This window comes from Polaribacter sp. 2305UL8-11 (assembly GCF_058147165.1).
In genome coordinates this window covers 162,278-188,027 of record NZ_JBYVJW010000004.1, presented here as the reverse complement: position 1 = coordinate 188,027, position 25,750 = coordinate 162,278, and the positions used below count along the sequence as shown (strand labels likewise).

27 protein-coding genes are annotated in these 25,750 nt (G+C 28.3%); 11 read left to right on the top strand and 16 right to left on the bottom strand.

What is annotated here, in order from left to right:
* The first annotated feature begins 21 nt into the window (after positions 1 to 21).
* The 3 genes from pafA to ACY2RW_RS05335 all read left to right on the top strand — a co-directional run bounded on the left by pafA (position 22) and on the right by ACY2RW_RS05335 (position 3,651).
* Complete coding sequence (gene pafA, locus ACY2RW_RS05345) at positions 22 to 1,653, top strand: alkaline phosphatase PafA (protein ID WP_490121670.1); 1,632 nt, start codon at positions 22 to 24, stop codon at positions 1,651 to 1,653.
* Between the two features lie 96 nt (positions 1,654 to 1,749).
* Positions 1,750 to 2,322, top strand: a complete 573-nt coding sequence (locus ACY2RW_RS05340) for a hypothetical protein (protein WP_490121669.1) — start codon at positions 1,750 to 1,752, stop codon at positions 2,320 to 2,322.
* A gap of 183 nt (positions 2,323 to 2,505) precedes the next feature.
* On the top strand, positions 2,506 to 3,651 hold the full coding sequence (locus ACY2RW_RS05335) for a T9SS type A sorting domain-containing protein (protein ID WP_490121668.1): 1,146 nt from the start codon (positions 2,506 to 2,508) through the stop codon (positions 3,649 to 3,651).
* Here the strand turns inward: ACY2RW_RS05335 and ACY2RW_RS05330 are convergent.
* Both ACY2RW_RS05330 and ctlX read right to left on the bottom strand, forming a co-directional pair.
* Entirely contained in the window at positions 3,641 to 4,315 is a 675-nt protein-coding gene (locus tag ACY2RW_RS05330; RefSeq protein ID WP_490121667.1) for a PrsW family intramembrane metalloprotease, read from the bottom strand. The genes ACY2RW_RS05335 and ACY2RW_RS05330 overlap by 11 nt on opposite strands.
* A gap of 39 nt (positions 4,316 to 4,354) precedes the next feature.
* Entirely contained in the window at positions 4,355 to 5,287 is a 933-nt protein-coding gene (gene ctlX, locus ACY2RW_RS05325; protein ID WP_490121666.1) for a citrulline utilization hydrolase CtlX, read from the bottom strand.
* 172 nt (positions 5,288 to 5,459) lie between these two features.
* Between ctlX and ACY2RW_RS05320 the strand changes: the two genes are divergently transcribed.
* Both ACY2RW_RS05320 and ACY2RW_RS05315 read left to right on the top strand, forming a co-directional pair.
* Complete coding sequence (locus tag ACY2RW_RS05320) at positions 5,460 to 6,002, top strand: hypothetical protein (RefSeq protein ID WP_490121665.1); 543 nt, start codon at positions 5,460 to 5,462, stop codon at positions 6,000 to 6,002.
* Positions 6,003 to 6,239: 237 nt separating this feature from the next.
* Positions 6,240 to 7,475: a DEAD/DEAH box helicase gene (locus ACY2RW_RS05315; protein ID WP_490121664.1), complete on the top strand. Its 1,236-nt coding sequence runs from the start codon at positions 6,240 to 6,242 to the stop codon at positions 7,473 to 7,475.
* Positions 7,476 to 7,491: 16 nt separating this feature from the next.
* Here the strand turns inward: ACY2RW_RS05315 and ACY2RW_RS05310 are convergent, their stop codons facing one another.
* Complete coding sequence (locus ACY2RW_RS05310; RefSeq protein WP_490121663.1) at positions 7,492 to 8,331, bottom strand: TIGR00266 family protein; 840 nt, start codon at positions 8,329 to 8,331, stop codon at positions 7,492 to 7,494.
* Between the two features lie 138 nt (positions 8,332 to 8,469).
* On the opposite strand from ACY2RW_RS05310, the gene ACY2RW_RS05305 reads away from it, so the two are divergent.
* A complete protein-coding gene (locus tag ACY2RW_RS05305) occupies positions 8,470 to 8,616 on the top strand; it encodes a hypothetical protein (RefSeq protein WP_490121662.1) in 147 nt (48 codons plus the stop codon).
* A gap of 3 nt (positions 8,617 to 8,619) precedes the next feature.
* Here ACY2RW_RS05305 and ACY2RW_RS05300 read toward each other — a convergent pair whose 3' ends face one another.
* The gene (locus ACY2RW_RS05300; protein WP_490121661.1) at positions 8,620 to 9,072 is read right to left on the bottom strand and encodes a DUF4442 domain-containing protein; all 453 of its coding nucleotides are present in this window, start codon (positions 9,070 to 9,072) and stop codon (positions 8,620 to 8,622) included.
* Between the two features lie 153 nt (positions 9,073 to 9,225).
* On the opposite strand from ACY2RW_RS05300, the gene ACY2RW_RS05295 reads away from it, so the two are divergent.
* The 5 genes from ACY2RW_RS05295 (at position 9,226) to ACY2RW_RS05275 (ending at position 13,219) form a co-directional block, all read left to right on the top strand.
* A complete protein-coding gene (locus tag ACY2RW_RS05295) occupies positions 9,226 to 9,654 on the top strand; it encodes a DUF4870 domain-containing protein (RefSeq protein ID WP_490121660.1) in 429 nt (142 codons plus the stop codon).
* Between the two features lie 122 nt (positions 9,655 to 9,776).
* Positions 9,777 to 10,121 (top strand): PadR family transcriptional regulator, encoded by a 345-nt coding sequence (locus ACY2RW_RS05290; RefSeq protein ID WP_490121659.1) that lies wholly within the window; start codon positions 9,777 to 9,779, stop codon positions 10,119 to 10,121.
* Positions 10,114 to 11,790: a PspC domain-containing protein gene (locus tag ACY2RW_RS05285; protein WP_490121658.1), complete on the top strand. Its 1,677-nt coding sequence runs from the start codon at positions 10,114 to 10,116 to the stop codon at positions 11,788 to 11,790. Before ACY2RW_RS05290 ends, ACY2RW_RS05285 begins: the two co-directional genes overlap by 8 nt.
* A 96-nt stretch (positions 11,791 to 11,886) precedes the next feature.
* The gene (locus ACY2RW_RS05280; protein ID WP_490121657.1) at positions 11,887 to 12,612 is read left to right on the top strand and encodes a head GIN domain-containing protein; all 726 of its coding nucleotides are present in this window, start codon (positions 11,887 to 11,889) and stop codon (positions 12,610 to 12,612) included.
* A gap of 82 nt (positions 12,613 to 12,694) precedes the next feature.
* Positions 12,695 to 13,219: a nuclear transport factor 2 family protein gene (locus ACY2RW_RS05275; RefSeq protein ID WP_490121656.1), complete on the top strand. Its 525-nt coding sequence runs from the start codon at positions 12,695 to 12,697 to the stop codon at positions 13,217 to 13,219.
* Between the two features lie 313 nt (positions 13,220 to 13,532).
* Here ACY2RW_RS05275 and ACY2RW_RS05270 read toward each other — a convergent pair whose 3' ends face one another.
* The 12 genes from ACY2RW_RS05270 to ACY2RW_RS05215 all read right to left on the bottom strand — a co-directional run bounded on the left by ACY2RW_RS05270 (position 13,533) and on the right by ACY2RW_RS05215 (position 25,740).
* Positions 13,533 to 14,876, bottom strand: a complete 1,344-nt coding sequence (locus ACY2RW_RS05270; RefSeq protein WP_490121655.1) for a dihydrolipoamide acetyltransferase family protein — start codon at positions 14,874 to 14,876, stop codon at positions 13,533 to 13,535.
* A gap of 186 nt (positions 14,877 to 15,062) precedes the next feature.
* The gene (locus ACY2RW_RS05265) at positions 15,063 to 15,632 is read right to left on the bottom strand and encodes a hypothetical protein (protein ID WP_490121654.1); all 570 of its coding nucleotides are present in this window, start codon (positions 15,630 to 15,632) and stop codon (positions 15,063 to 15,065) included.
* Between the two features lie 107 nt (positions 15,633 to 15,739).
* Positions 15,740 to 16,438: a response regulator transcription factor gene (locus ACY2RW_RS05260; RefSeq protein WP_490121653.1), complete on the bottom strand. Its 699-nt coding sequence runs from the start codon at positions 16,436 to 16,438 to the stop codon at positions 15,740 to 15,742.
* On the bottom strand, positions 16,431 to 17,834 hold the full coding sequence (locus ACY2RW_RS05255) for a sensor histidine kinase (protein ID WP_490121652.1): 1,404 nt from the start codon (positions 17,832 to 17,834) through the stop codon (positions 16,431 to 16,433). Before ACY2RW_RS05255 ends, ACY2RW_RS05260 begins: the two co-directional genes overlap by 8 nt.
* Before the next feature lie 129 nt (positions 17,835 to 17,963).
* Positions 17,964 to 19,250, bottom strand: a complete 1,287-nt coding sequence (locus ACY2RW_RS05250) for a S41 family peptidase (protein WP_490121651.1) — start codon at positions 19,248 to 19,250, stop codon at positions 17,964 to 17,966.
* A gap of 186 nt (positions 19,251 to 19,436) precedes the next feature.
* The gene (hemF, locus tag ACY2RW_RS05245) at positions 19,437 to 20,339 is read right to left on the bottom strand and encodes an oxygen-dependent coproporphyrinogen oxidase (protein ID WP_490121727.1); all 903 of its coding nucleotides are present in this window, start codon (positions 20,337 to 20,339) and stop codon (positions 19,437 to 19,439) included.
* Positions 20,340 to 20,999: 660 nt separating this feature from the next.
* Complete coding sequence (locus ACY2RW_RS05240) at positions 21,000 to 21,545, bottom strand: GNAT family N-acetyltransferase (protein ID WP_490121650.1); 546 nt, start codon at positions 21,543 to 21,545, stop codon at positions 21,000 to 21,002.
* Positions 21,545 to 22,291 carry an EI24 domain-containing protein gene (locus tag ACY2RW_RS05235; RefSeq protein WP_490121649.1) on the bottom strand — a complete coding sequence of 249 codons (747 nt, stop codon included), beginning with the start codon at positions 22,289 to 22,291 and terminating at the stop codon, positions 21,545 to 21,547. The genes ACY2RW_RS05240 and ACY2RW_RS05235 overlap by 1 nt, the downstream gene beginning before the upstream one ends.
* A 148-nt stretch (positions 22,292 to 22,439) precedes the next feature.
* Entirely contained in the window at positions 22,440 to 23,471 is a 1,032-nt protein-coding gene (hemE, locus tag ACY2RW_RS05230; protein ID WP_490121648.1) for a uroporphyrinogen decarboxylase, read from the bottom strand.
* A gap of 130 nt (positions 23,472 to 23,601) precedes the next feature.
* The gene (locus ACY2RW_RS05225; protein ID WP_490121647.1) at positions 23,602 to 23,997 is read right to left on the bottom strand and encodes a GxxExxY protein; all 396 of its coding nucleotides are present in this window, start codon (positions 23,995 to 23,997) and stop codon (positions 23,602 to 23,604) included.
* 52 nt (positions 23,998 to 24,049) lie between these two features.
* Positions 24,050 to 25,339, bottom strand: coding sequence for a glutamate-1-semialdehyde 2,1-aminomutase (hemL, locus tag ACY2RW_RS05220; protein ID WP_490121646.1), 1,290 nt, complete (start codon positions 25,337 to 25,339; stop codon positions 24,050 to 24,052).
* Between the two features lie 11 nt (positions 25,340 to 25,350).
* The gene (locus ACY2RW_RS05215) at positions 25,351 to 25,740 is read right to left on the bottom strand and encodes a hypothetical protein (protein ID WP_490121645.1); all 390 of its coding nucleotides are present in this window, start codon (positions 25,738 to 25,740) and stop codon (positions 25,351 to 25,353) included.
* Positions 25,741 to 25,750 lie beyond the last annotated feature (10 nt).

Here is a 25,750-nt window from a genome sequence, read left to right as displayed (position 1 = left end):
TAAACACTAAATATGCTATCCATGAAAATAAAACTATTTTTTAGTTTTTTGCTAATATTCCTTTTTCTTGCTTGTAAACAAACAGAAAAAACTTCTAAGCCTAAACTGGTAGTTGGTATTGTTATAGACCAAATGAGGTATGATTATTTAACAAAATTTGCAGATAGATATGGTAAAGATGGATTTAATAGAATTTTAAAAAATGGATTTTCTTTAGAAAACGCACATTATAATTATATACCAACTTATACTGCAGTTGGACATACTTCAATTTACTCTGGAACAACGCCAAGTGAACATGGTATTATATCTAACAATTGGTATGACAAATTTTTGAAAAAATCTATTTATTGTGTAGATGATAGTACATATAACACCATTGGTAACAACAGTAATAATGGTAAAAAATCTCCAAAAAGATTATACACAACCACCATAACAGACCAATTGCACTTGGCTCAAAATATGAGAGGTAAAACGATAGGTGTTTCTATAAAAGATAGATCTGCAATTTTACCTGCAGGACATTCTGCAAATGCTGCATATTGGTATGATGGTGGTAATTTTAATACTTGGATTACCAGTTCTTACTACATGAATGAGCTTCCTAAATGGGTAAAGGAATTTAATGCTAATAATAAAGCAGACGACTACTTAAATCAAACATGGGAAACACTTTACGATATTAATACATACTCAAATAAAAACGATAACACTATTTTTGAAGGTAAATTTACTGGACAGGATGCCCCTACATTTCCTAAAAACCTAAAAGCATTACGAACTCAAAATGGGAATTTTAATTTATTAAAATCTATTCCAGCTGGAAATACTTTTACTACAGATTTTGCCAAAGCTACTATTATTGGTGAAAATTTAGGTAAAAGTGATGTTACAGATTTTTTAGCTTTAAGTTACTCTTCGACTGATTATGTAGGGCACAAATATGGAGTTTCTGCTATAGAAACAGAAGATACTTATTTAAGATTAGATAAAGATTTGGCAGATTTATTTCAATTTCTAGACAGACAAGTTGGTAAAAATAATTATACGTTGTTTTTAACAGCAGATCATGCAGCAGTTCATGTACCTGCTTATTTACAATCTTTAAAAATCCCTGCATACTATTTAAATACCAAAGCTTTTAGAGACTTTGTCCTAACAATTACAAAAAAGTATTTTAACTCAACAGAGTTGATAGAGAATGTATCTAACTATCAAATATTTTTGGATAAAGAAAAAATTGAAGCTTTAAAATTAGATGTAAATGTTGTTGCTCAGAAGTTAGCAGATGAAGTTATCAATTTTAAAGGTATTTATAAAGCAGTAACAGCAAGAACTTTACAAACCACAAACTTTACATCTGGAATTTTAAATTCGCTACAAAATGGATACAATCAAAAATTATCTGGTGATATTTTAATGATACCAAATCCTGCAACTTTAATAAGAGGTAGAACTGGTACTAGTCATGGTTCTGGTTATTCTTATGATACACATGTTCCTGTAATTTTTTATGGTAATGGAATTAAAAAAGGCACATCAACTAAAAGATATAATATTACAGATATTGCACCAACTATTGCTAATTTACTAAAAATTGAGGCACCAAATGCAACTAACGGAATTGTGATTGATGAAGTCTTGAAATAAAATATTAAAGTTTGTTAAAAAATCTTAAATATTTTATAAATTTATTTTAGCATATTTTATTGTGATTATATTTGTTGAAATATAAATAAATATATTATGAAAAATTTTAAAATTTTAATTATTTTATTATTATCAATGACAATTTTTTCTTGTAGTAATGAGAATGAAATGTTAGAATCCCAAGCAGAATCTAATATTCAATTAAATTTAGATGATCAATTAGAACCAGACATCATCTATGACAACTTATTTAAAACTTCTTCTTACGAAGAGGAAGAACCCCCATTTGATGATAATGGCTCAGGATCTAATTCTATTCAAAATTCAATATCAGGTAATTGTGCATCTGGTAGTTTTGCTTTTTACAATGTTATAGATAATTATAGTACTGGAGATAAAACTGTTAAAATTTATGCATCTTATAGTATTATTAATGGAATACCAACAATACAAATTATTAACACTTACTCAACTGAGCCTGTAACTATAACCTACAAAGGTTCTAGGTATATAAATTCAATGGCAGTTATAGAAGTTACAGTAAGTTATTCAGTTACTTTCGATGATTTTAAATGGGATCCTATAAAAAAAGAAATGGTACGTTTTACGAATTCCTCAAATCATAGTGTAACATTTTTAATTAACCCATGCAATCAAACTATAAATTAGTTTTTGTCTATTTAAATAAATTTTTTAACCAGTAAATTAAGTTTACTGGTTTTTTTTTAACGTCAATTAAATTTTAAAGTATTAATTTTACTGTTGACTTTAATCGTTTAAAAAAAATATCAATAACTAAAAGTAGTCATAGCAAAACAGAATATATCATTAATGAAGTCTTGAAATAAAATTATGAGAAATAAATTCCTAATTTTATTATTATTCTCTAGCTATTTCTTTGCTCAAAGTCAAGTAGGTCATTTTATAGAAAAATTTGACCTGCCAACAGAAGTAAAAGAAACTTCTGGCTTACTATTTTTAAACGGAAAAATAATTACTCATAATGACAGTGGAGATGCTGCTAATTTGTATGAAATAGATAGTTTATCTGGTAATTTATTAAGAACCATACAAATTAAAAATGCCACAAACATAGATTGGGAAGATATTACTGAAGATAAAAATTATATTTACATTGGTGATATTGGTAACAATAATGGCAATCGAAAAAATCTTAAGATTTATAAAATATTAAAAACAGATTTTCTAAATAATAATGCTATTTCTGCAGACATTATCTCTTTTTCCTATGAAGAACAAACTGATTTTACCAACAAGCCAAATAATAATAATTTTGATGCAGAAGCTATTGTGGTTTATCAAAACTCGATATTTATCTTTACTAAGAATTGGGTAGATTTAAAAACCAATGTCTACAAAGTACCATTAAATGTTGGAAATCATACAGCTTTAAAAGTAAGCTCTGCAAATACAGAAGGGCTCATAACTGGGGCTGTTTGCAATGATGATAGGTTCTTTTTAACGGGTTATAATACCTCTTTATCACCTTTTTTAATTTATATTGGTTTTAATAGAAAACCTGGTGATGATGTTTTCTTTTCTGGATTTAAAAAAATTTCTTTAGAAGATAAAATAGGACAAGGAAGCCAAATTGAAGGGATTACAAATATTGGTATCACAGGAAAATACTATATTTCTAGAGAATTTTTCACAACCAACCAAGGTGGAAATCAATTTACTTTTAAGCAAAAACTGTATGAATTTTATGATGAAACTTCTCCACTTTTATCAACAGATAATATTGTAATTGATGAGTTTATTATCAGCCCAAACCCAGTAATTGATAAAATTAATTTTAAGTCAAAATTATCTATTCTTAAAATTGAAATTTACTCTATTTTAGGAAAAAAGGTGTTTGAAGTTGAACCCAATCAACAAAAAGAAATTGATATTTCTAATCTAAAAAAAGGGTTGTATTTCTTAAAAGTAGAAACGTCTACCTCAAAAAATATCATAAAAAAATTCATCAAACTTTAAAAACAGAGTTATTTTGATGTTTTTTAATTGCTTTTTTAGAAAGTACAATACCTACAATTAAAGATATAAAAGCTCCAATAGAAATACCAGGTATGAAGTTTATAAACAGAAAAAAATCATAGGCTCCATGAAAAAGTGTAGCTAATAAAAGACCTAATAAATTTAATTGTACTCTGTTTTTAGAAAACTTTGCTTTTCCCATAAAATAACCCATTAGAACACCAAATGTAGCATGAGCAGGAACTGCAGTAAAAGCTCTTGTAACTCCTGTTGCAAATCCATATTGAAAAACATATAACACATTTTCTAAAGCTGCAAATCCCATAGAAATGAATACTGCATAAACAATACCGTCAAAGAGCTCATTAAACTCTTTATTTCTTTGAGCATAATATCTAACTATTACATATTTAGAAAATTCTTCTACCAAAGCAACAACTATAAATGCTTGTAAAAATTGTTGTATAATATTTTTAGCATCAGTCAAGGGAATTAGTTTACCTGCAATTGTACCTAAAATTGTTGTTATTAGAATACTTGCTGTAGCACCTAACAAAAAAGCTTTAAATAATAAACCAATAGGTTCTTTTTCGAACTTATCTTTAAAGTATATGTAGATTATAATTATAGTTACTGGAGCAATTGCTAAAAGCAGTAAATTCATATTTTAAATTTATCAAACAAAAAATTGATTGTAATTTAATTATTTTTTAGGTAAAAAAACCTCTGCCATCATACAACGTGCACTTCCTCCTCCACAAGTTTCAATAGTTTCTAAAGAACTCGAAATTATTTTACAATGGTTATTAATTTGTGCTTTTTGAGATTGTGTTAAGCTATCAAATGCAGCTTGACTCATAATTAAATAACGCTCATTATCTTTACCACGAACTTGTAGCATATTTCCTGCGAAATTGTTTACTTGCTCTTCTGTAATATCAATTACTTTTTTACCATCTTCTTTTAAATGTTTTAAAAGATTTTTTCGTTCCTTTTTATCATCTATAGAAGATAAGCAAACAATTACAAAAGTCTCTGCAATACACATCATAACATTGGTATGATAAATGGCTTCTCTTTTACCATTTACGGTTTGATTTGCGGTAAAAATTACAGGAGTATACTCAAAATCCTCACAAAATTCTATGAATAATTCTTCATCTGCTCTTGGAGACAAAGCACAATATGCTTTTCTATTCTCACGATCTAAAATCATGCTTCCTGTGCCTTCTAAAAAGATATGATCTTCTTCTGCTGCAGTATAATCTACAATATTTTCTATTAAAAAACCTTTGTTTTCTAACTGTTCTAAGACATCTTCTCGTCTTTCTAAACGTCTATTCTCTGCAAACATTGGGTATAAAGCAACTGTACCATCAGCATGAAAAGAAATCCAGTTATTAGGAAAAATAGAATCTGGGGTATCAAATTCTTCAGTATCAGAAATAACAATTACGTTAATACCAAAACTCTCTAATTTAGCTACATAAGTATCAAATTCTTGCTGAGCGTTTGCATTTATTTGCGCGTTTTTTAAATTGATATCTTCCTGATAATAGTTATTAACGGCAGTTTGCTCATTCATCCTAAAATTTATAGGACGAACCATTAAAATAGTATTTGTAGTTTGATGCATTATTTTTTAATTATTTCGCAAAATTATACATTTTTTAGTTGATTATTTTATGCTTTTAATAAATAATTTCGTTTGTTTTAAGGTTGAAAAATATAAATTGGCTAATTACTAGTATTAAGTCATAAAATGAAGTTATATTAGTGTTCAAGCTGTATTTAAGTAACCAAACCGAATGAAAAAAAGCCTTTTTTTAATAATAGCATTAATACTTATTAACTGTAGTAACTTGAGTCCAAATGAATTTCAAGTAAAGTCTATAAGGGAAAATATTGAATGTTACAAGCAACTAATTAAGGAAATTAATTCTAGTGAAAATTTAAGAAATAAAATAACTGAAATTAAAAACTCTAAAATTCGCGGAAAGTTTGACCCAATTTGGGTTAATCATAATTATAGGTTAATAAACCTAAATGAACTTGAAAATATTTTATCAACTGAATGGAGAAAAAATTGCTTGAATAAATTGGTCGAAAATCGAGATTTTAGAGGTTTAAGATTTATTAATAAAGATTCAATAGTAATCGAAATTGACAAATTTGATAGAAAAACACTTTCAGAAAAATACTCAAAACATGGGACAATTGAATTACATAGAATTATCATAGCAAAAAAAGAAATTAAAAATCAATCATATAAATTTGGGAATGAAAAAAGGAAATTCATTGAAATTCTCGAAAATGGTTGGGTTTACGAAATAACACAAATGGCGAAATAATTAATCCTAAAAAAGCCTGTATATAACTCCTTACAAAATTAATTGCTTGCTTTATATTTAGCTTACAAAAATACTCAAGGATTTTTTTTATCAGTAATTATTTAATAAACTAGTTGTTTAAAATACTAAACAAACCACATACAAACACATTAGCTAATTTCCCAAAAATAATCCTTTTTCAAAAACATAACATCAAAATTATACCACCATTTAAACTACCTTTGTAAAAAAACATAAATGCAGTTTTCTAAAATTTCTTTACATACCTCTATTTTAAAAGCAGTTGCTGAAGAACGTTTTCATAGACCAACTTTGGTACAAGAAAAAGTTATTCCGTTAATTTTAGATAAAAAAAATGTGTTAGTGTCTGCACAAACAGGAACAGGAAAAACAGCTGCATTTGCATTGCCTATTTTACACCTTTTGTTGCCTAACCAAGATGCAGAAAAAGGAACTAAAAAGATAAAATCTTTAGTCATAACTCCAACTCGTGAATTAGCGATTCAGATTTTAGAAAACTTTAAAAGCTTTAGCAAATACACAAATTTAAGAGCAACTGCCGTTTTTGGTGGTGTATCTTTAGAGCCTCAAAAAGAGCTTTTATCTAAAGGTGTAGATGTTTTAATAGCAACTCCTGGAAGATTAATCGATTTGTATTTACAAGGACATATTAACCTAGACAATTTAGAAATTTTTGTATTAGATGAAGCCGATTTAATGTTGGATATGGGTTTTATAAATGATGTTAAAAAGATAGAAAGCTTCTGTCCTAAAAAGAAACAAACCTTACTTTTTTCTGCTACAATACCCAATACTATAAATGATTTAGCAAAAAAAATTATTAGCAATCCTGTTAAAGTTGAAATAAATCCAGAAGAAACTACCGCAAAAAATATTGGTCAATTATTGTATTATCTTCCTAAAAAAAACAAAACAGATTTGTGTTTGCATTTACTAAGAAATACCATTAATGGTAAAATTATCATTTTTAGACGTACAAAATTTGGAGTAGATAAATTAGAACAAACTTTACTTAAAAATGGCTATAAAGTAACCAGTATTCATGGAGATAAAAGTCAGCAAATTAGAAATAAAGCCATTGAAGATTTTAAAGAGAAAAAAGCACATATTTTAATAGCAACAGATGTTGCTGCAAGAGGTATAGATATTACCAATGTAGATGCTATTATAAATTTTGATATTCCAAACATACCAGAAACTTATGTACATAGAATTGGTAGAACTGGTAGAGCAGGAAAATCTGGAATCGCATTTTCTTTCTGTTCTCCAGACGAAAACAACTACATAAAAACAATAGAAGCTTTAATTGAAAAACCAATTAAGGTTATTGAAGAGCATCCTTATCCTGTAGTAAAACCAAAGCATAAAAAGAAGCAACCAAACACTATTAGTAAACACAAAAAAGGAAGAAAATCTGAAGCGTCTAAAAAGAAAAAGAAACGTTGGTATTAGTTAGGTTTACGATTTATTAAAAACGATTATCGCCATCTAACAAATCTCCTATTCCACCCAAAACACTACCTTCTCCTCTACTACCCTTACCAGTTCTTGGAGCCATAGCTAAAACTCTTCCTGCTAATCTGCTAAATGGTAGTGATTGTACATAAACAGTTCCTGGGCCTTTTAAAGTAGCAAAAAATAAACCTTCACCTCCAAAAACGGTATTTTTAATTCCTCCTACAAACTCAATATCATAATCTACAGTTTGAGTAAAACCGACAATACAACCTGTATCTACTTTTAAAACTTCTCCTGACTTTAAAACTTTTTTTGCCATTGTTCCTCCAGCATGAATAAAACCTAAACCATCACCTTCCATTTTTTGCATGATAAAACCTTCGCCACCAAACAAACCTCTTCCTAATTTTTTAGAAAATTCAATTCCGATAGAAACCCCTTTTGCAGCACATAAAAATGCATCTTTTTGGCAGATAAATTTGCCACCAAACTCAGCCAAATCTATAGGAATAATTTTTCCAGGATAAGGAGATGCAAAAGAAATTTGCTTTTTTCCTATTCCATCATTAGTAAAAACGGTCATAAACAAACTTTCTCCTGTTAAAATTCTTTTTCCAGCAGAAAAGATTTTTCCTAAAATTCCTTTTTCTTGGTTAGAACCATCACCTAAAATTGTATTCATTTTAATTTGGTCATCCATCATCATAAAAGTACCAGCTTCTGCAACAACACCTTCTTGTGGATCTAACTCAATTTCTACAAATTGCATTTCTTCTCCAAAAATTTTATAATCAATTTCGTGAGCGTTTGTTGTTCTGTTTGTTTTTTGCGGGATTCTATCTTGATACATAATTTATTTTTTATACTAATTAGAAGGATTAAAATTAATTTTGTTACAAACTAAATGTATAAATTATTAATATTTTAACTTATACTACTTTTAAAAGTTTTTATTTTTGAATTTAAAATTTATATAAAAATATTGATTGTGAAATATTTAACTCCAGAGATAGAAGCGTTTTCCAAACCATTTCAAGTTACTAAATCTTTAGCAAGAACAACTGTATCTTGTGGTATTTTTCAAGATTGTGACTATAATGAGAAAAGACCAAAACCTTATATTTATAAAAAGTAAGTATTATTTTACTTTTAAACTCCATTCAAACTGAAACCTAGAAACTACAATTCCTTCTTCGTTTTTTCCTTCAGAAGTGAGCGTAATTACTTGCCCTTCTTTTGTTTCTATAGATTTTTGAATTGCTGCTGCAATTTCATTTCCTCCATTACAAGTAAATAAAATCGTTCCTGTTGCTTTTTTAAAAAAGTTTGCATTTTGATGCGTAACTAACATAGATACTTTTTTTTGAGATGCTTCAATTGCTTTCATAACCAAAACACCTGTACTCATTTCTGCAGCCATACCTTGAGCCGCCCAAAACATACTTTTAAATGGATTTTGATTCATCCATTTATGCCTAATTTTTACTAAAGCACTCGTTTCTGTAAGCTGCTTTACTCTCATTCCAGACCACCAACCTAAAGGTAGTTTAAAAAACATAAACGTATTAATTTTAGATGCAGTAATCTTCATAAGTATTGAATTTACTGGCAATTTACCATTTTTTTGCATACAAATAAAAAAAAATAAAATGTTAATAAAATGTTAATTATAGTACTATGTATTGCATAATACCTTTTTTAAGACATATATTTGCATAAGAAAGTATTATATACAATTAAAACCATGAAAAAAAATAACGAAGAAACCAATGCATTTTTATTACATATATCTGCTTTTGCAGGTTTTGTATTTCCATTTGGCCATATAGTAGCACCATTAATTGCATGGCAAACTTTAAAAGACAGAAGTGCTTTTTTAGACGAGCAAGGTAAAGAAGCTGTTAATTTTAATTTAAGTTATACTTTATATGTATTTCTTTTAACAATTGCATTTATACCTTTTGCTTTTGGCTCTATTTTTAGAAATTGGGACAATTTTAATCATCATATTAATATTGATTTAGATTTTCATAACATTTTTGGTTTTATCGGTTTTGGTTCTATTGCAGGAATCGTTTATCTTATAGGTATTGCATTGGTTATTATTGCTTCTTTAAAAGCAAAAGAAGGAGAAAATTATAAATACCCTTTTACAATAAAATTTGTAAAATAAAAATTATTCAAAACACCGTAAAAAATACATATACATTGAAAACAAAAAATTAAAAACAACACAATTAAAACCTTTTCTATCCTTGTAATAAGAAGATTAGGTCGAATTATAAAACACAATAAATGAAGATAGAAAACACAAAAGCACAAATGCGAAAAGGTGTTTTAGAATATTGCATATTATCTATTTTAAAAAAAGGAGATGCATATACTTCTGAAATTCTTTTAACTTTAAAAAGTGCAGAAATGATTGTGGTAGAAGGCACCATATATCCGTTATTAACCCGCCTTAAAAATGCAGGATTATTAACCTACAGATGGGAAGAATCTACTTCTGGACCACCAAGAAAATATTACGTTTTAACCGAAAACGGAGGCATGTTTTTGAAAGAATTAGACAAAACATGGAGTAATTTAGTAAAAGCAGTAAACCAAGTAACTAGTAAAAAATCAACTACAAATGAATAAGACAATAAATATAAATTTAGGCGGATTTTTCTTCCATATAGATGAGGTTGCCTATCAAAAATTAAAACGATACTTAGAGTCCATTTCTAGGTCTTTAAGTGATGATCCCCAAGGAAAAAACGAAATTATTGCAGATATAGAAGCCAGAATTAGTGAGCTTTTATCAGAAAAAATAACAGATGCAAGACAAGTTGTAAATGAAGGTGATATAGATGATATTATTGTAATAATGGGACAACCAGAAGATTATGCAGAAGCAGAAGAATCTTACAACGACTCTAGCTACTCTTATAAAAGAAACAGCGCTTCTGGAAAAAAACTATTTAGAGACCCAGATGATAAATTTGTAGGTGGTGTTGCCTCTGGAATTGCACATTATTTTGATGTAGATCCAATCTGGATTCGTCTAGGATTATTAGCATTATTCTTTGGTGCAGGTTTTGGAATTCTTTTGTATATCATTCTTTGGATTTTACTACCAGAAGCTAAAACTACTGCAGAGAAGTTGCAAATGGAGGGAGAACCTGTAAACATAGATAATATTGAAAGAAAAATTAGAAACGAGTTTAACAATGTTTCTGAAAATGTTAGAAATGTGGCAAACCAAGCATCAGAAAAGTTAAAAGATGGTGCTAATGAGTTTTCAGAAAAAATGAGTAAAACTTTTTCGGGAAAGACAAAAAAAAATAACGGACTACAAGATTTTTTAAACACTTTAGGTAAAATTATTTTAGTATTTTTTAAAGTAATTGGAAAGTTTATTGGCGCAATTTTAGTTTTTGTAGCTGCTGCTGTTATTTTATCTCTAATTATTGGAGGGTTTTCTGTAGGAAGTTTAGAATTCTTAGATTTTGATGGAGAAATTTTACAATATCCACCATTTTTCTATGATGCAACATTACCAAGTTGGTTATTAACATTGGCTGCATTTTTATTAGTAGGCATCCCTTTTGTAGTTTTATTTGTACTAGGTTTAAGAATATTATCTAGTAGCGTAAAACAAATAAGTAAACCTACTTCTTTAACCTTATTAGGTATATGGATTGTAGCTTTATTAGCCATCATTTTTACTGGTTTAGAGTTTGGTACTTCTCATGCAAATTATGGAGAAAGTACTAAGAAAAAACCTTTAAATATAGTTGCTAACGATACTTTGATTTTAAAAATGTACAATGATGATGATATTCACTATCAACCTAATTTAAGAAGAACTTCTCGTAAGTATGAAGTTGAAGTGAATGACGAGAAAATGATATACACCAATAACATTAAAGTAGATGTTAAAAAGAGTAATTCTGAAGATGCTTACTATGTAGTTCAGAAAGAATCTCGTGGAAAAAGTAGGTTTAATGCAGAAAAAAATGCTGAGAAAATAAAACACAATATTAACGTTGATGGAAAAACAATAACTGTTGATGCTTTCTTCTTGTCTCAATTTAAAAATATTTGGAAAGATGAAGAAATACAAATAACATTTTACTTACCAGAAAACACAGCTGTTTATTTTGACAACTCTACAAAGAACTTCTTATATAGAGTTGATAATGAAAGCGATATATATGATAAAGATATGGCAAACCATTATTTTATAATGACAGAAGATGTTTTAAAATGTACAGATTGTATTGAAGAAGAAGAAGACGAAATTCTCAAAGAAGAAGCAATTTAATACAATTTAGTTATAAAAATCAACAATTGAGTAACCTAACTTTGATTTTAAGCGTCTATTAAGAGACATTTACAATCTAAAAACAACCAAAAACTCATGAAAAATTTAGTCACAAAAACAATTGCAATCTTATTTATTACAACCCTTTTTACTTCTTGTGGAGTAGATATGTTTAATAGAATAAATGGAGATAGAAACGTTATTACCAAACAAAGAAAAGCGAATGAAGATTTTACTGGCATAAAAGTAAGTACTGGAATAGACCTTTATATAAGCCAAGGTAACAGCCCTGAAATTACTGTAGAAGCAGACGAAAATCTACATGATATTATTATCACAGAAGTAGAAGATGGAATTTTAAAAGTATATTCAGAAAAAAATATATGGAGAGCAAAAGCTAGAAAAGTTTATGTTACTGTAACACAACTAAACTCTTTAAAAGCCACAAGTGGAAGTGACGTTTACGGAGAAGATACCATAAAAACAGACGAAATCTCGATTTCTGCAACAAGTGGTGCAGATATTAGGATTTCTGTAAATGCAACAAGTGTAGAAACAAGTTCTACTAGTGGGTCTGATATTAAAATATCTGGTACAACCACCAATCATGCTTCTAGTGCTACAAGTGGTGCTTCTATAGAGGCTTATAATTTAAAAAGCCAAAACGTAATTGCAAAAGCAACAAGTGGTGCAGATATTAATATTTATGCATCAGAAAAGTTAGATGCAAAAGCAACAAGTGGTGGAGATATCGACTTTAAAGGAAACCCAACAAAAGTGAATAAAAAATCTTCTTCTGGAGGAGATGTCTCTAAAAAATAAACACTACATCAATCAACCAAAACCTGAATTCTTGAGGTTGGTAACAGCCTCAAGATTTCTAAAAACAACCAACCTAATTACTATGAATTCATTTTTAGAACCTGTAAAACAGTCTTTTCTATTTAAAGTGCTACTTTTTATTGCAATGCTTTTGTTTACCTTATTCACAAATGCGCAAGTAAGTAAAAATTCAGATTTGTTTAAAACCTTAAAAGCAAAAGACAGTGTTATTTTTGAAAGAACTTTTAACTTATGTGAAGTTGAAAAATTAGAGCCTATAATAGCAAAAGATTTTGAATTTTATCATGATATTGCTGGGATACAAAATAGAGAAGGTTTTTTAAAAGCTGTTAAAAACAATGTTTGCTCTAAGCCTGGCTACAACAAAAGAAACTTAGTTAATAATTCTTTAGAAGTTTTTCCTTTAAAAAATAATGGACAACTTTATGGTGCTATTCAAAAAGGAAAACACACGTTTCAACAAAAAATAAATGGGGTTTTTAAAACTCAAGGAATTGCAGATTTTACACATCTTTGGATTTTAGAAAATAACAAATGGAAACTAAAAAGGGTATTGAGTTTTAATCATAAACCCTATTCAGAATAAAAAGTTATCAGAAAGCTAACTTCTGATATAGATACTAATACTTGGTTTTATTAGTTTACTTGGTAAGTCGTCGTTTTGTAAAAAACGGCGCTTACTTTTTATAAAAACATTACTTTATCCATAAAAAAAAGAGGCTGTCTAAAAAGTTAATTTAGCTGTCATTTTGAGCCTTTCGTCTTCGCTCAAGACAGGCTTTGTCGAAAAATCTATATAATTGATTTTTAACAAATAAGATTTCTCCATTACAGTCGAAATGACAATTTTAATACTTTTAAGACAGCCTCTTTTTAATCTATTTATTAGCTAATTACAATTAAAAATCTTGATTTACATCCCAAGATTCTAAAATTTCTTTTAAGGTTTTAATAAACATACCACCTAAAGCACCATTTACTACTCTATGATCGTAAGAATGAGAAACAAACATTTTTTGTCTAATTCCTATAAAATCTCCTTCTGGAGTTTCAATTACTGCAGGAACTTTTCTAATAGCTCCTAATGCTAAAATTGCTACTTGTGGTTGGTTTATAATTGGAGTTCCCATAACAGAACCAAAACTACCAACATTAGTCACAGTATAGGTTCCTCCTTGTATTTCATCTGGTTTTAGAGCATTGTTTCTTGCTCTGTTTGCCAAATCATTTACAGCAGTTGTCATACCCACTAAATTTAATTGATCTGCATTTTTAATTACAGGTACAATTAAATTTCCATCTGGTAAAGCAGCTGCCATTCCTAAATTAATATTTTTCTTTTTAATAATAGAATCTCCATCAACAGCAATATTGATTAAAGGATATTTTTTTATTGTTGTTGCAATGGCTTGCATTAAAATTGGCGTAAAAGTCAACTTCTCTCCTTCTCTTTTTAAGAAAGCATCTTTTACTTTATTTCTCCATTTTACAATATTGGTAACATCTATTTCTATAAAAGATTGTACGTGTGCAGAAGTCTGGACAGAATCTACCATGTGCTTGGCAATTAATTTACCCATTCTGCTCATTTCTACAATTTCGTCACCACCATTAACAGATACTGGTGCTGCTTTTGCAACTGGTTTTTCTGTTTTTTTAGTATGTGTTTTCTCTACAGGTTCAGATTTTTGAACTTCGCTAGGACTAACAGTAGAATTGCCCCTGTTTTCAATATAAGAAAGAATATCTTCTTTGGTTACTCTGTTGTCTTTACCAGAACCAGCAATACTCTCTAATTCTTGCATAGAAACACCTTCTGTTTGCGCAATATTTCTTACCAAAGGGGAATAAAATTTGCCAGATTCTGATGTCTTAGCAATAGGAGTAGCTACAATTTCTGCAGCTTTTTCAACCTGATTTTCTAAAGATTTTTCTACTTCACTAGCAATGACATTGTTTTTAGAAATGACTTCTTTATTATTGTTAGAATTTGTTTCCTCTCCTTCAGTTTCTATAACAGCTATGGTTTCTCCAACAGCAACTACATCATCCTTTTCAAATAAAACCTCTACTAGAGTGCCTTCTACTTCAGAAGGTACTTCAGAATCTACTTTATCTGTAGCAATTTCTACAACAGCTTCATCTAATTCAATGGTATCACCAACTTCTTTTAACCAAGAAGTTATTGTTGCTTCTGCAACACTTTCTCCCATTTTTGGTAACTTTAATTCAAATCTTGCCATTTTTATCTGATTTTTCAGATTGCAAAAATACTAAAATTGGTTGATTTTTCATCAATTTTTATCTTGAAAAATCATTGAAAAAAAATAACATTTTTAAATTATTCTTAAAAATAAAAGCTAAAAATGAATTTTTGTGATTAAAAACTCTATTTTTAGCTTATAAAATAAATATAATTCAATATTTGATTAGTTAGAATTCTTCATTTTTCTTTTGGCTCTTTCCAATTCTCTTTTGGCTCTTGCTAATTCTCTTTCTGCTCTTTTTAGCTCTCTTTCTGCATTTTGTTTGGCTTCTTTCTTTGAATCTGTTCCAGAAATTGCATCTTTTAAGATAGTTCCAAATTCATCCATCATATCTACAATTTTAGAATTTGCGTATTCTTTATCAACATAAATTTTTAAAGAGTTATCTGTTAATTTGCAATCGTATAACTTCTCTCCTCTTTCAGTTTTTGTCCATCTATATGTATCACCATCAATTTTTAAATTCGATTTTCCTAATTTGTCTAATAAAAGTTTTTTAATGCTACCTGTTTTACTTTCGTGAAATTTAGCATTAAACTTATAAATATCATCATTTCTTTTAATAGATACTGATGAGTTATCTTCTGAATCATCAGTATCAAAAGTAATTGAATAAGAAGTAGTTTTTGATGATGATGTGGTTGTTGTTTTTGGAGGTGTAGGTGTTTTTTGTGCGTAAAAACTGTTTCCTAAAAATAGTGCAAATACTGCTGTTAAAAATACTGTTCTCATAATGTGTGTTTTTTAGATTAATTATGATACAAATGTAAAATGATTAATTTCTTAAAACGAAGATTTACAACTCATTAACCCAGCATTAACGTTAACTAAACTGGTTGTTAACATATTTTAAATTCCAGCCCAATTCCACGAATACTTTCTATAGAAATGGAAGTATCTTCTTTAAAATACTTTCTTAATCTACTAATAAAAACATCCATACTTCTTCCAGAAAAAAAATCGTCATTTTTCCAAACAGCATTTAAAATTTCTTCTCTTTTTAGCAGTTGATTTTTATGCTGATATAAAAATTTTATTAATTCTCCCTCTTTTTCTGTAACCCTTTGTAAATTGTTATTTATTTGAAGCTCTAATCTTTTTGTATTGAATTTATAGTTTCCAATTGTAATAATTTCTTCAGCAGAAATAGTAGATTTTATACCTTTTTGACTTCTTTTTAAAATATTATTGAGTCTTAAAACCAATTCATCTGCCTCAAAAGGTTTTACAATATAATCATCTGCACCTAATCTTAAACCTTTTAGCTTATCTTCTTTCATTTTTCTAGCTGTTAAAAAAATAAAAGGAACTTCTGGATTGATTTCTATGATTTTTTCTGCTGTAGAGAAACCATCTAATTTTGGCATCATTACATCTAAAACACAAATATTAAAACTCCCTTTTCTAAACAATTCTAAAGCCTCTTCTCCATCTTTTGCCCACTCAATAGAAAACCCAGACATTTCTAAATATTGTTTTAAAATACTTCCAAAATCAGCATCATCTTCTGCTAATAAAATATGTTTGTTTTCAATCATTTTTTAATGGAATTATAATTGTAAAAGTTGTTCCTTTTTCTTGTTCACTTTCAACTAAAATTTTACCATGATGTGCTTTTATAATTTGATTTGTGTAATATAGCCCCAAGCCTAAACCTTTTACGTTGTGAATTTCTTTATTACCAACTCTGTAAAATTTATCGAATAAAAATGGAATTTCTTTCTTAGGAATTCCTATTCCATTATCGGAAATCGAAACTTGAAAATCATCTTTAATATTTGCTAAAATATTAATTTTTAAATCTTCTTTTCCATACTTTACAGCGTTCTCTAAAATATTAAGAATTGCTGTTGCAAAATAAAATTTATCAATAAAAATATTGGTATTTGTATTGATGTTTTTATTGATTTGTATAGTTTTTGAATCTAAAGAAAGTTCAAAATCATCAATAGTCATGTTTAAATAATCAGTTGCATTTACTACTTCTTTATTCAATTTAATTTCTTGGTAACCTAAAGAGTTATTTAAAACTTGGTCTATTAATTTTTGCAATCTTATATTTTGTCTTTCTATTGTATTGATAATATTCTTAGAGGTTTTTGAAACTAAAACTTTTTGATCATTTTGCAACATTTTTGTTGCTAATGTTAATGTAGAAAGTGGTGTTTTTAGTTCGTGTGTAATATTGTTTACAAAGTCTGTTTTTATATCTGCTATTTTTTTTTGAGTTATAAAACTTTTAATAGAGTAATAAAGTAAACCAAAAACTAATAAAAAGATAAATATTGAAATGATAAGTAAGCTTGCCATTCTTCCAAAAACAATTCTTTCCCAACCATCAATATTCATTCTATCTTCTGTTTCAAACTGAAGATTATATGTAATTGATTTCATTTTTCCATCTACTTTTCTATCAAAAGTATGTTCTGTCATCCACATAGAATTGCTTACTTTATGACCATCTTCTATGCTAAATTTTTGCCCTAATAAATGAAAAGAAGGTGTTTTTGCTGAAGAAAAAACGGTATCATTTTTTACACCAGCACTATCTAAGACAATAATATTTTTTACAATTTTTTGAAATTTTAAATCGTATCCAATTTCTTTTTCTTTTAATTCTTTTTCATAAGATGCAATATAGTTGCTATTTATAGAGTCTGTATAGGATTTTAGGTTTTCTAAAACATCTTTTTTAGTTATACTTTTTACATAATAATCTGCCAAAAGGTTTAGAAAATTATCTTGCCAACTATCATTAAGCTTGTCTAATCTTGGAGATAAATCATCTAACCTAGAAATAGATTTTCTAGTATCAGAAATAAAAACAGATTTTTTTAATTTGTAAGTATTATTAATTAAATAACCCTGGATTAAGGACAAAGAGAGTAAACCTAATATTGATATAATAATTAGAAGTCTAATTTTTTTATGCATTCTCAAAAGTAAGAAAATGTTTTTTTAATGACTTAAAAACACCTTTTGTTAACCTTGAATTAACTTACTTTTTAAATCCAAAATTACATGAATAAATGAATTTTATTTTTAGGTAATTGAAAAAATTAATTATTTATCAATCTTAGAAACAATAGTATTAGTCGTTTCTGATTCTACAACAAAATTACTATTGGTTTTAACCTCAAACAAACTATAGGCTTTTTCTAAGACATTGTCATTCAATGAATTTATTTGATTTACATAAAACTCTGGCACAAAATCTTCTCTTGGCACACCATTAATATGATACAATTTATCTTTAGATAATTTGTAAGTATAGTTGCGATTTATAAAAGAAAAATCTGATGTAGTTCCTGTTAACTTCTTCATTTCTGTTCCTACTATTTTAGCTCTATTCATACCATCTAAACCTATTGCAATAGTTTCGCCTGCGCTACCTGTCCATCTTCCTACTAAAACAACCAATGGTTTGTTGTATTGGACGCCTCTTGGACTTACATGTGCTAACCAACTTTTAGAAACTTCTGGGCTACTGCCATATTTTTCTTTAGTTACATGTTTTTGGTAAGATTGTTCTCTACTTATAAATCTACTCATTATAGCTCTTGCAGTGTAAGAATTACCAATACTAACAGTATTTCTTAAATCTAAAATTAAACCTTTGGTATCTAAAAGTGAATTTAACTGATTATCAAAATGTCTAACCAAGTTATTATTGTCAAGAGAATTGTTAATTTTTATAATTGCAATTCCATTTTTTATAGAAACAGATAATAGTTTTTTATCTTTTTTTATTTTAATTTTATCGATATTTAAACTTATTTTCTTACCATCTACAAGTTTTAGTGTTAAAATTCTAGACTCATTATATCTGCCTGCTATAACTTTGTTAGCAATCCACTCTCTAACTTTAGATATACTTTTATTAGAGCATTGAGTAGGAAAATTATCGATAACATTATCAAAGTTTTTACTATTAAAACTTACAACTTCTGCTCCAACAATATTTTTATCAAGTTTTTTTATTTGTGAAGACCAAACATTTTTAATATAAAATTTACCGTCTTTTAATGCTACGTATATAGGAGAGTACAATCTAAAAGAAGATTTTGTTGTAGTATTTAATATGAGTTGATTATCATAAAACTCATTAAGTAAGTATTCAAAGAAAAGTACTTTTTCTTGGTTTGTTCTAACTCTAGAAATAACTTTCGAGTATTTTTGCATTACACAATTAAAATCTGTCTTTTTATCTTTTAAATAAATATAATGATCAGATAAATCTTGAATAATTTGCCCAAAATCTTGACTAAACTTGTAGGTTTCTATTTTATTAATTTGAGCAAAACTTGTACAACATAAAAAAATAGTTACTAGGGATAATAAATTTTTCATCTTATTAGTTTTAAATTTTTCACTCATATTTTATTATGAGTAATTCATTCTACACTAAATTATAATTTTTTATAAATGAAAAATTAGACAAAAACTATAGTTATTAACAAATTGTTAATAAAACAAAACTTAACTTGTTAATAACTAAAAATAGAAAAAACATATAATTTTCTAATTACTATTTTTTTAAACCCACTCTTTTGGGTTTGCTAAAACGTATAATAATTTTGCCTCTTCAGAATCTTTTTCTGGATAATGATTGTACTTCCACTGCACTGTTGGTGGTAAACTCATTAAAATACTTTCTATTCTTCCATTTGTTTTTAAGCCAAATAATGTTCCTCTGTCGTGTACCAAATTAAACTCTACATATCTACCTCTTCTAATTTCTTGCCAATTTTTATGAGGTGTTTTAAAAGGAATATTTTTACGGTTATTAACAATTGGAATATAACTTTTTAAAAAACTATCTCCGATTTCCGTCACAAAATTAAATCTGTCCTCTATTGTATACTTTTCTGTTTCTTTCAAATAATCAAAAAACAAACCTCCTATTCCACGTGCTTCATTTCTATGAGCATTCCAAAAATAGTTATCGCAAGTTTCTTTGAATTTTGGATAAAATTCTAAATTGTGTTTATCACAAGCAGTTTTACAAACTGTATGAAAATGTGTTGCATCTTCGTCAAACAGATAATATGGAGTTAAGTCTTGACCACCTCCAAACCATTGGGTTACAATATTACCATCTTCATCATACATTTCAAAATAACGCCAATTTGCGTGTACTGTTGGCACAAAAGGATTTATTGGGTGTAAAACTAAACTCAAACCACAAGCAAAGAAATTACCTTCTTTTACACCAAATTGTTTTCTTAACGCTTCTGGTAATTCGCCAAAAACTTTGGAAATATTGACTCCTCCTTTTTCAAAAATAGCTCCATTTTCTATCACTCGTGTTTTACCTCCACCACCTTCTTTTCTTTTCCAATTGTCTTCTTGAAATTTTGCAACACCATCTACTTCTTCTAATTTAGAAGTTATGATATTTTGTAAGTTTTCTATGTATTTATAAAATTTATCTTTCATAGGTATTTTGTTTTCCTGCAAGGTTACTTTTTCCTGCAAGGTTTCCAAAACCTTGTAGGTATCTTTATTTTTATCAAAAAAATTAAATTCTGTATTTTTATGACAGAAAGTAAAATTTTCAATAGTATCAAATAAGTTTACAACTTCATTAATCGATATTATATTCGATTTTTTTGCAACAATATCTTTATAAGATGAAAATTTATATTGAGAAAAATCAGAAATTAAATTATGATGTTCGGGGTTTTTATGAATATATAAAATAGTATTTATTAAATATTCATCAGAAGAGATATGCTTCCTTTTAAAGTGTTTTTCAAATAAACTTCCTGTTCTATTTTGTTGCTTATTAAAAGCTTTGGCATAGGCATTAAATAAATTAGATAATATTTGAGTTGCATTTTCTCCATCACAATCTATTTTTACTAAGAAATGATAATGATTTTGTAACAAACAATAAGATAAAATTGTAATTTTTTTAGAAAAGTATTTTCCGACTAAAGCTAAAAAATAACGCATATTTTCATCACTCTCAAAAATTACTCCTCCATTAATACCTTTATTATAGATATGATAATAGCTATCTTTCTCTAATATTTCTAACTTCATATTCTTATATTTTAATAAACCTACAAGGTTTTTAAAACCTTGCAGGAAGTTCTAAAGCTTTGCAGGACAATTCAATTCATACAACTCCATATCTAAAGGTTCAGAACCTGGAGGTGTGAATGATTTTTTTAGTCTTTTAACCCAATTAAAATTACATTTTTCAGCAACTTTAACACTACCCACATTTGTTTTATGTGTAATGATTTGAAGTGTTTTTAATCCTAAAGTTTTAAAGGCATATTTAGTTAACTCTTTTATAACTCTGGTTGTAAATCCTTTACCTTCTATTTGATAACCAATTGCATAAGCTAATTCTCCTTGCAGCTTTTTCCAGTCGATTTCTTTGATATAAAAAATCCCTTCAATAGTTCTTTCTTCACCATTTTTTAAAACAAAAACAAATTCTTCTTTCTCTTGAATCTTTTTGAGCTTTTCTTTGACAAATCTGGAAGATAAATCTGGAGTTAGATTTTGTGCTAAAGTTGATGAAAAATAGGTTTTAAATCGATCTTCGTTAGCAACCATAAAATTACAGATTCTCCAAAAATCTTTTTCTTGAAGTAAATGTAATTCGTATGTTCCTAAATTTACAATCATTAAATTTCTTTTTGATGATTTAGTAATTCGACTGTTTTTACTGATGCAGCTGTAACTGATAATGGTAAAACAATGATAATTCCTAAAACTGGAATTAACAAACACAACATAAAAACGATTCCGTTTCCAATAGAATATCCTTTATTTCTCCCAACAAAATTAATACTTTCTTTGTAATTTAAATGGCGTTCTAAGGTATAATCCATATTTCCAAAACCAGCATAATAGGCTTGTACTAAAAATAATAAAATGCTAGAAAATATATTTACAACTGGAATAAATTTTAATAACAAAATTGGGATGGTAATTATTAACTCTTTCCCTAAGTTTCTTATATTAATTCGAATTCCTCTTATTAATTGTTCTTGAAAAGATGTTTTTCTGTGGTTATGATTTAAATTTCCATTGATATGAACTTCTATTTTTTCTGAAACAGGACTCATAAATGGAGCTGATAAAGCTAAAATAATATGTTTATAGAGAATTAAACCAATTATTAAAACAAAGATTCCACCAATAATTGAGGTGATTGTTGTGACAGTGTCTTTACCCCAATCCCAAATCCAAATTTTTGCTAAAAAGACACCAATATTGTCTGAAAACCCGTAAGCTGTAAAACCAATAATTATTGCTGTTAACACACTAATTACCATTGGAATTGCAAAGTATTTCCAAAGTTTTAGTTTTGAAATTAAACCAAAAGCACCTACATAAGCGTTTATTCCAGAAAGTATGTTTTTAATCATTTACGTTGGCTTGCGTTAGCGATTGAAATGGCATCCTTTTTGCTTTTTCGGCAAAAAGATATAATGGAAAGCGCGACCTTTAAGGAACGCCCAAATTCTTTTAAAATACCTACAAGGTTTTAGAAACCTTGCAGGAAAAATTTATAACTTAAGATGGACTCTTATACTCTTTTACAGCATCTATAAAAGCTTTAGCATTGTCTAAAGGAATGTTTGGTAAAATTCCATGACCCAAGTTTACAATGTATTTATCCTTACCAAATTCGTTAATCATTTGCGTAACCATTTTCTTGATTTCTGAAGGTGGAGAAAACAATCTTGTAGGGTCGAAATTCCCTTGTAAAGTGATGTTTCCACCAGATAAATAACGTGCATTTCTTGCTGAACACGTCCAATCTACACCCAAAGCAGATGCTCCTGATTTTGCCATTTTATCTAAGGCAAACCAACAACCTTTACCAAAAGCAATTACTGGTGTTTCATCTTTTAAAGCATCGATAATTTGTTGAATGTATTGCCAAGAAAATTCTTGATAATCTACTGGAGACAACATGCCTCCCCAAGAATCAAAAACCTGAACAGCATTTACTCCTGCAGCTACTTTTGCTTTTAAATAGGCAATTGTTGTATCTGTAATTTTTTGTAAAAGTGAATGTGCAACTACAGGGTTTGTGAAACACAGTTCTTTGGCTTTATCAAAGTTTTTAGAGCCTTGACCTTGTACACAATAACACAAAATTGTCCAAGGTGAACCTGCAAAACCTATTAACGGAATTTCGTCATTTAGTTTTTCTTTGGTTGCTTTTATGGCATCCATTACGTATCCTAGAGTGTCTTGTATATCAGGAATAATTACTGAATCTAAATCTTTTTGTGTACGAATTGGGTTTGGTAAATAAGGCCCAAAATTAGGTTTCATTTCCACATGAATATTCATTGCTTGTGGAATGACCAAAATATCTGAAAACAAAATGGCAGCATCCATACCATATCTTCTGATAGGTTGTACAGTAATTTCTGATGCTAATTCTGGAGTTTGACAACGTGTAAAGAAATCGTATTTCTTTTTAATTTCTTGAAATTCTGGTAAATATCTTCCTGCTTGACGCATCATCCAAACTGGTGGCCTGTCTACAGTTTCTCCTTTTAATGCTCTTAAAAATAAATCGTTTTTTATCATAATATTTTATTAACCGCGAAGACACAAAAGTTCGCTAAGTTTTTTTATTCTTTGCGAACTTAGCGTCTTTGCGGTTAATTTTTATCATAATATTTTATTAACCGCGAAGACGCAAAGGTTCGCAAAGGTTTTACAAGTTATTCACTATTCTTTTAATTCCGTATTTGATTAAACTTACATTAAAATTTATTAATAATCCAAGTTTACAATCTGATAATCTTAAATAGGTAATCATTTGTGCTGTATGAACATCATCTAATTTTTTAACAGATTTTAGTTCTATTATAACTTTGTTTTCAACCAATAAATCTATTCTATAACCAGCTTCTAATTTTAGATTGTTATATACTATAGGTAGCACTTTTTGTCTTTCAACCACTAAATTTCTTTCATCCAACTCGTAAAATAAACAAGTCTCATAGGTACTTTCTAATAAACCAGGCCCAAGGGTTTTATGAACTCTATAAGCACAGTCAACAATGATCTTAGAAATTTCATTTTCAGAAAGTGAACTTACATATTCCATTTTTACTTCTTAGCTACCTTTGCTTCTTTGCGGTTTATTTGAAAATATAATTTTAAATAGTTGAAACTTTATACATCGCTTTATCAACAGCATTTGCTATTTTTTTAATATCCTTGTCACTTAATGCCGATGATAAAAACCAAGCTTCAAACTGACTTGGAGGTAAAAACACACCGTTTTTAATCATTTCCCAAAAGAAAACTGCAAACTTTTGAGTGTCTGATGTTTGTGCTTGTTCAAAGTTAGTTACTTCTACATTTGTGAAGAAAGGATTTAACATAGATCCAAATCTATTTACCACCAAATCTACATTATATTTTTTAGCAGTTTCTAATAAAATTACCTCTAAAATAGCACCAATTTCCTCAAATTTTTCATAAGGATTTTGCTTTTTTAACTCTGTTAAAGTTGCAATTCCTCCAACCATTGCAATAGGGTTTCCACTTAAGGTTCCTGCTTGATACATGCCTCCTAAAGGAGCAACTTCTTGCATAATTTCTTCTCTTGCTCCATAAGCTCCTACTGGAAAACCACCACCAATTACTTTTCCTAGACAGGTAATATCTGCAGTTACTCCTAATAATTCTTGCGCTCCTCCAAATTTAGAACGGAAACCTGTCATTACTTCATCTGCAATTAATAATGCTCCTTTGGTTTCTAAAAAGTCCTTGAGCTCTTTTAGAAAGTTATTTTGCGGAATAACAACCCCCATATTACCTCCAATAGGCTCTATAATTACAGCAGCAATATTATCGTCATTTTCAAAGTGTTTTTTTACACTTTCTAAATTATTGTATTCTGCAATTAAAGTGTTTTTTACAGCTCCTTCAGGAACTCCTTTAGAACCTGGTAAACTTAAAGTTGCTAAACCAGAACCTGCAGCAACCAACAATGCATCTTGATGGCCATGATAACAACCTGAAAACTTAATAATTTTATCTTTTCCTGTATACGCTCTTGCTAAACGAATACCACTTAAAACAGCTTCTGTACCAGAATTTACAAAACGAACTTTATCCATATTTGGAAAAGCATCGCAAACTATTTTTGCTAAATTGATTTCTGCTTCTGTAGATGCCCCAAAAGAATAGCCTTTTTTTAAGGCTTTTTTGGCAGCTTTTTCTACTTTTTTATGTCTGTGACCTAATATCATAGGACCATAAGAAAGTACTAAATCTACATAGTCATTACCATCTACATCTGTGATTTTAGTTCCTTTTGCTTTTTTAATAAACAATGGATTTCCACCAACTGAAGAAAAGGCTCTTACTGGAGAGTTTACGGCTCCAACCAAGTTTTTCAATCCTTTTTTATATAATTTTTCTGATTTTTTGAATTTCATATTTTATTCTTTTATCCTTTTATCTTTTCTACTTTTAAAATTAATGAAAAACTATCTTTATCACTTATGTCAAAAAACACTTCGTCGTTTTTTATTAAAACATCAATTAACATTTTTGAATATTTATCTCTCTTTTCTCCAATTAAAACCTGATTTAGCTTTCCTATTTTCCATTTAGATTCTTTAAATATTCTGGTCATCATAGATGAAAAATGAGAATTATTTTCAGTTATAACATTAAAGGTTTCATCATTTTTAAAGTCGAAAGTCGATGTTTTAAATCCTTCAATTACATCTTCAAAAACTGAATTTTTCGGAGCTTTTTCGATTTTAACAACAACCCAATTACCTGTAATAAATTCCTTATCAATATTTTGACAAAAAATATTAAAACCAGTCATAAAAAAAAAG

Coding starts and splice junctions, on each gene's coding strand:
- pafA (WP_490121670.1), top strand. CDS start 22: ATGAAAATAAAACTATTTTTTAGTTTTTTGCTAATATTCCTTTTTCTT.
- ACY2RW_RS05340 (WP_490121669.1), top strand. CDS start 1,750: ATGAAAAATTTTAAAATTTTAATTATTTTATTATTATCAATGACAATT.
- ACY2RW_RS05335 (WP_490121668.1), top strand. CDS start 2,506: ATGAGAAATAAATTCCTAATTTTATTATTATTCTCTAGCTATTTCTTT.
- ACY2RW_RS05330 (WP_490121667.1), bottom strand. CDS start 4,315: ATGAATTTACTGCTTTTAGCAATTGCTCCAGTAACTATAATTATAATC.
- ctlX (WP_490121666.1), bottom strand. CDS start 5,287: ATGCATCAAACTACAAATACTATTTTAATGGTTCGTCCTATAAATTTT.
- ACY2RW_RS05320 (WP_490121665.1), top strand. CDS start 5,460: ATGAAAAAAAGCCTTTTTTTAATAATAGCATTAATACTTATTAACTGT.
- ACY2RW_RS05315 (WP_490121664.1), top strand. CDS start 6,240: ATGCAGTTTTCTAAAATTTCTTTACATACCTCTATTTTAAAAGCAGTT.
- ACY2RW_RS05310 (WP_490121663.1), bottom strand. CDS start 8,331: ATGTATCAAGATAGAATCCCGCAAAAAACAAACAGAACAACAAACGCT.
- ACY2RW_RS05300 (WP_490121661.1), bottom strand. CDS start 9,072: ATGAAGATTACTGCATCTAAAATTAATACGTTTATGTTTTTTAAACTA.
- ACY2RW_RS05295 (WP_490121660.1), top strand. CDS start 9,226: ATGAAAAAAAATAACGAAGAAACCAATGCATTTTTATTACATATATCT.
- ACY2RW_RS05290 (WP_490121659.1), top strand. CDS start 9,777: ATGAAGATAGAAAACACAAAAGCACAAATGCGAAAAGGTGTTTTAGAA.
- ACY2RW_RS05285 (WP_490121658.1), top strand. CDS start 10,114: ATGAATAAGACAATAAATATAAATTTAGGCGGATTTTTCTTCCATATA.
- ACY2RW_RS05280 (WP_490121657.1), top strand. CDS start 11,887: ATGAAAAATTTAGTCACAAAAACAATTGCAATCTTATTTATTACAACC.
- ACY2RW_RS05275 (WP_490121656.1), top strand. CDS start 12,695: ATGAATTCATTTTTAGAACCTGTAAAACAGTCTTTTCTATTTAAAGTG.
- ACY2RW_RS05270 (WP_490121655.1), bottom strand. CDS start 14,876: ATGGCAAGATTTGAATTAAAGTTACCAAAAATGGGAGAAAGTGTTGCA.
- ACY2RW_RS05265 (WP_490121654.1), bottom strand. CDS start 15,632: ATGAGAACAGTATTTTTAACAGCAGTATTTGCACTATTTTTAGGAAAC.
- ACY2RW_RS05260 (WP_490121653.1), bottom strand. CDS start 16,438: ATGATTGAAAACAAACATATTTTATTAGCAGAAGATGATGCTGATTTT.
- ACY2RW_RS05255 (WP_490121652.1), bottom strand. CDS start 17,834: ATGCATAAAAAAATTAGACTTCTAATTATTATATCAATATTAGGTTTA.
- ACY2RW_RS05250 (WP_490121651.1), bottom strand. CDS start 19,250: ATGAAAAATTTATTATCCCTAGTAACTATTTTTTTATGTTGTACAAGT.
- hemF (WP_490121727.1), bottom strand. CDS start 20,339: ATGAAAGATAAATTTTATAAATACATAGAAAACTTACAAAATATCATA.
- ACY2RW_RS05240 (WP_490121650.1), bottom strand. CDS start 21,545: ATGATTGTAAATTTAGGAACATACGAATTACATTTACTTCAAGAAAAA.
- ACY2RW_RS05235 (WP_490121649.1), bottom strand. CDS start 22,291: ATGATTAAAAACATACTTTCTGGAATAAACGCTTATGTAGGTGCTTTT.
- hemE (WP_490121648.1), bottom strand. CDS start 23,471: ATGATAAAAAACGATTTATTTTTAAGAGCATTAAAAGGAGAAACTGTA.
- ACY2RW_RS05225 (WP_490121647.1), bottom strand. CDS start 23,997: ATGGAATATGTAAGTTCACTTTCTGAAAATGAAATTTCTAAGATCATT.
- hemL (WP_490121646.1), bottom strand. CDS start 25,339: ATGAAATTCAAAAAATCAGAAAAATTATATAAAAAAGGATTGAAAAAC.
- ACY2RW_RS05215 (WP_490121645.1), bottom strand. CDS start 25,740: ATGACTGGTTTTAATATTTTTTGTCAAAATATTGATAAGGAATTTATT.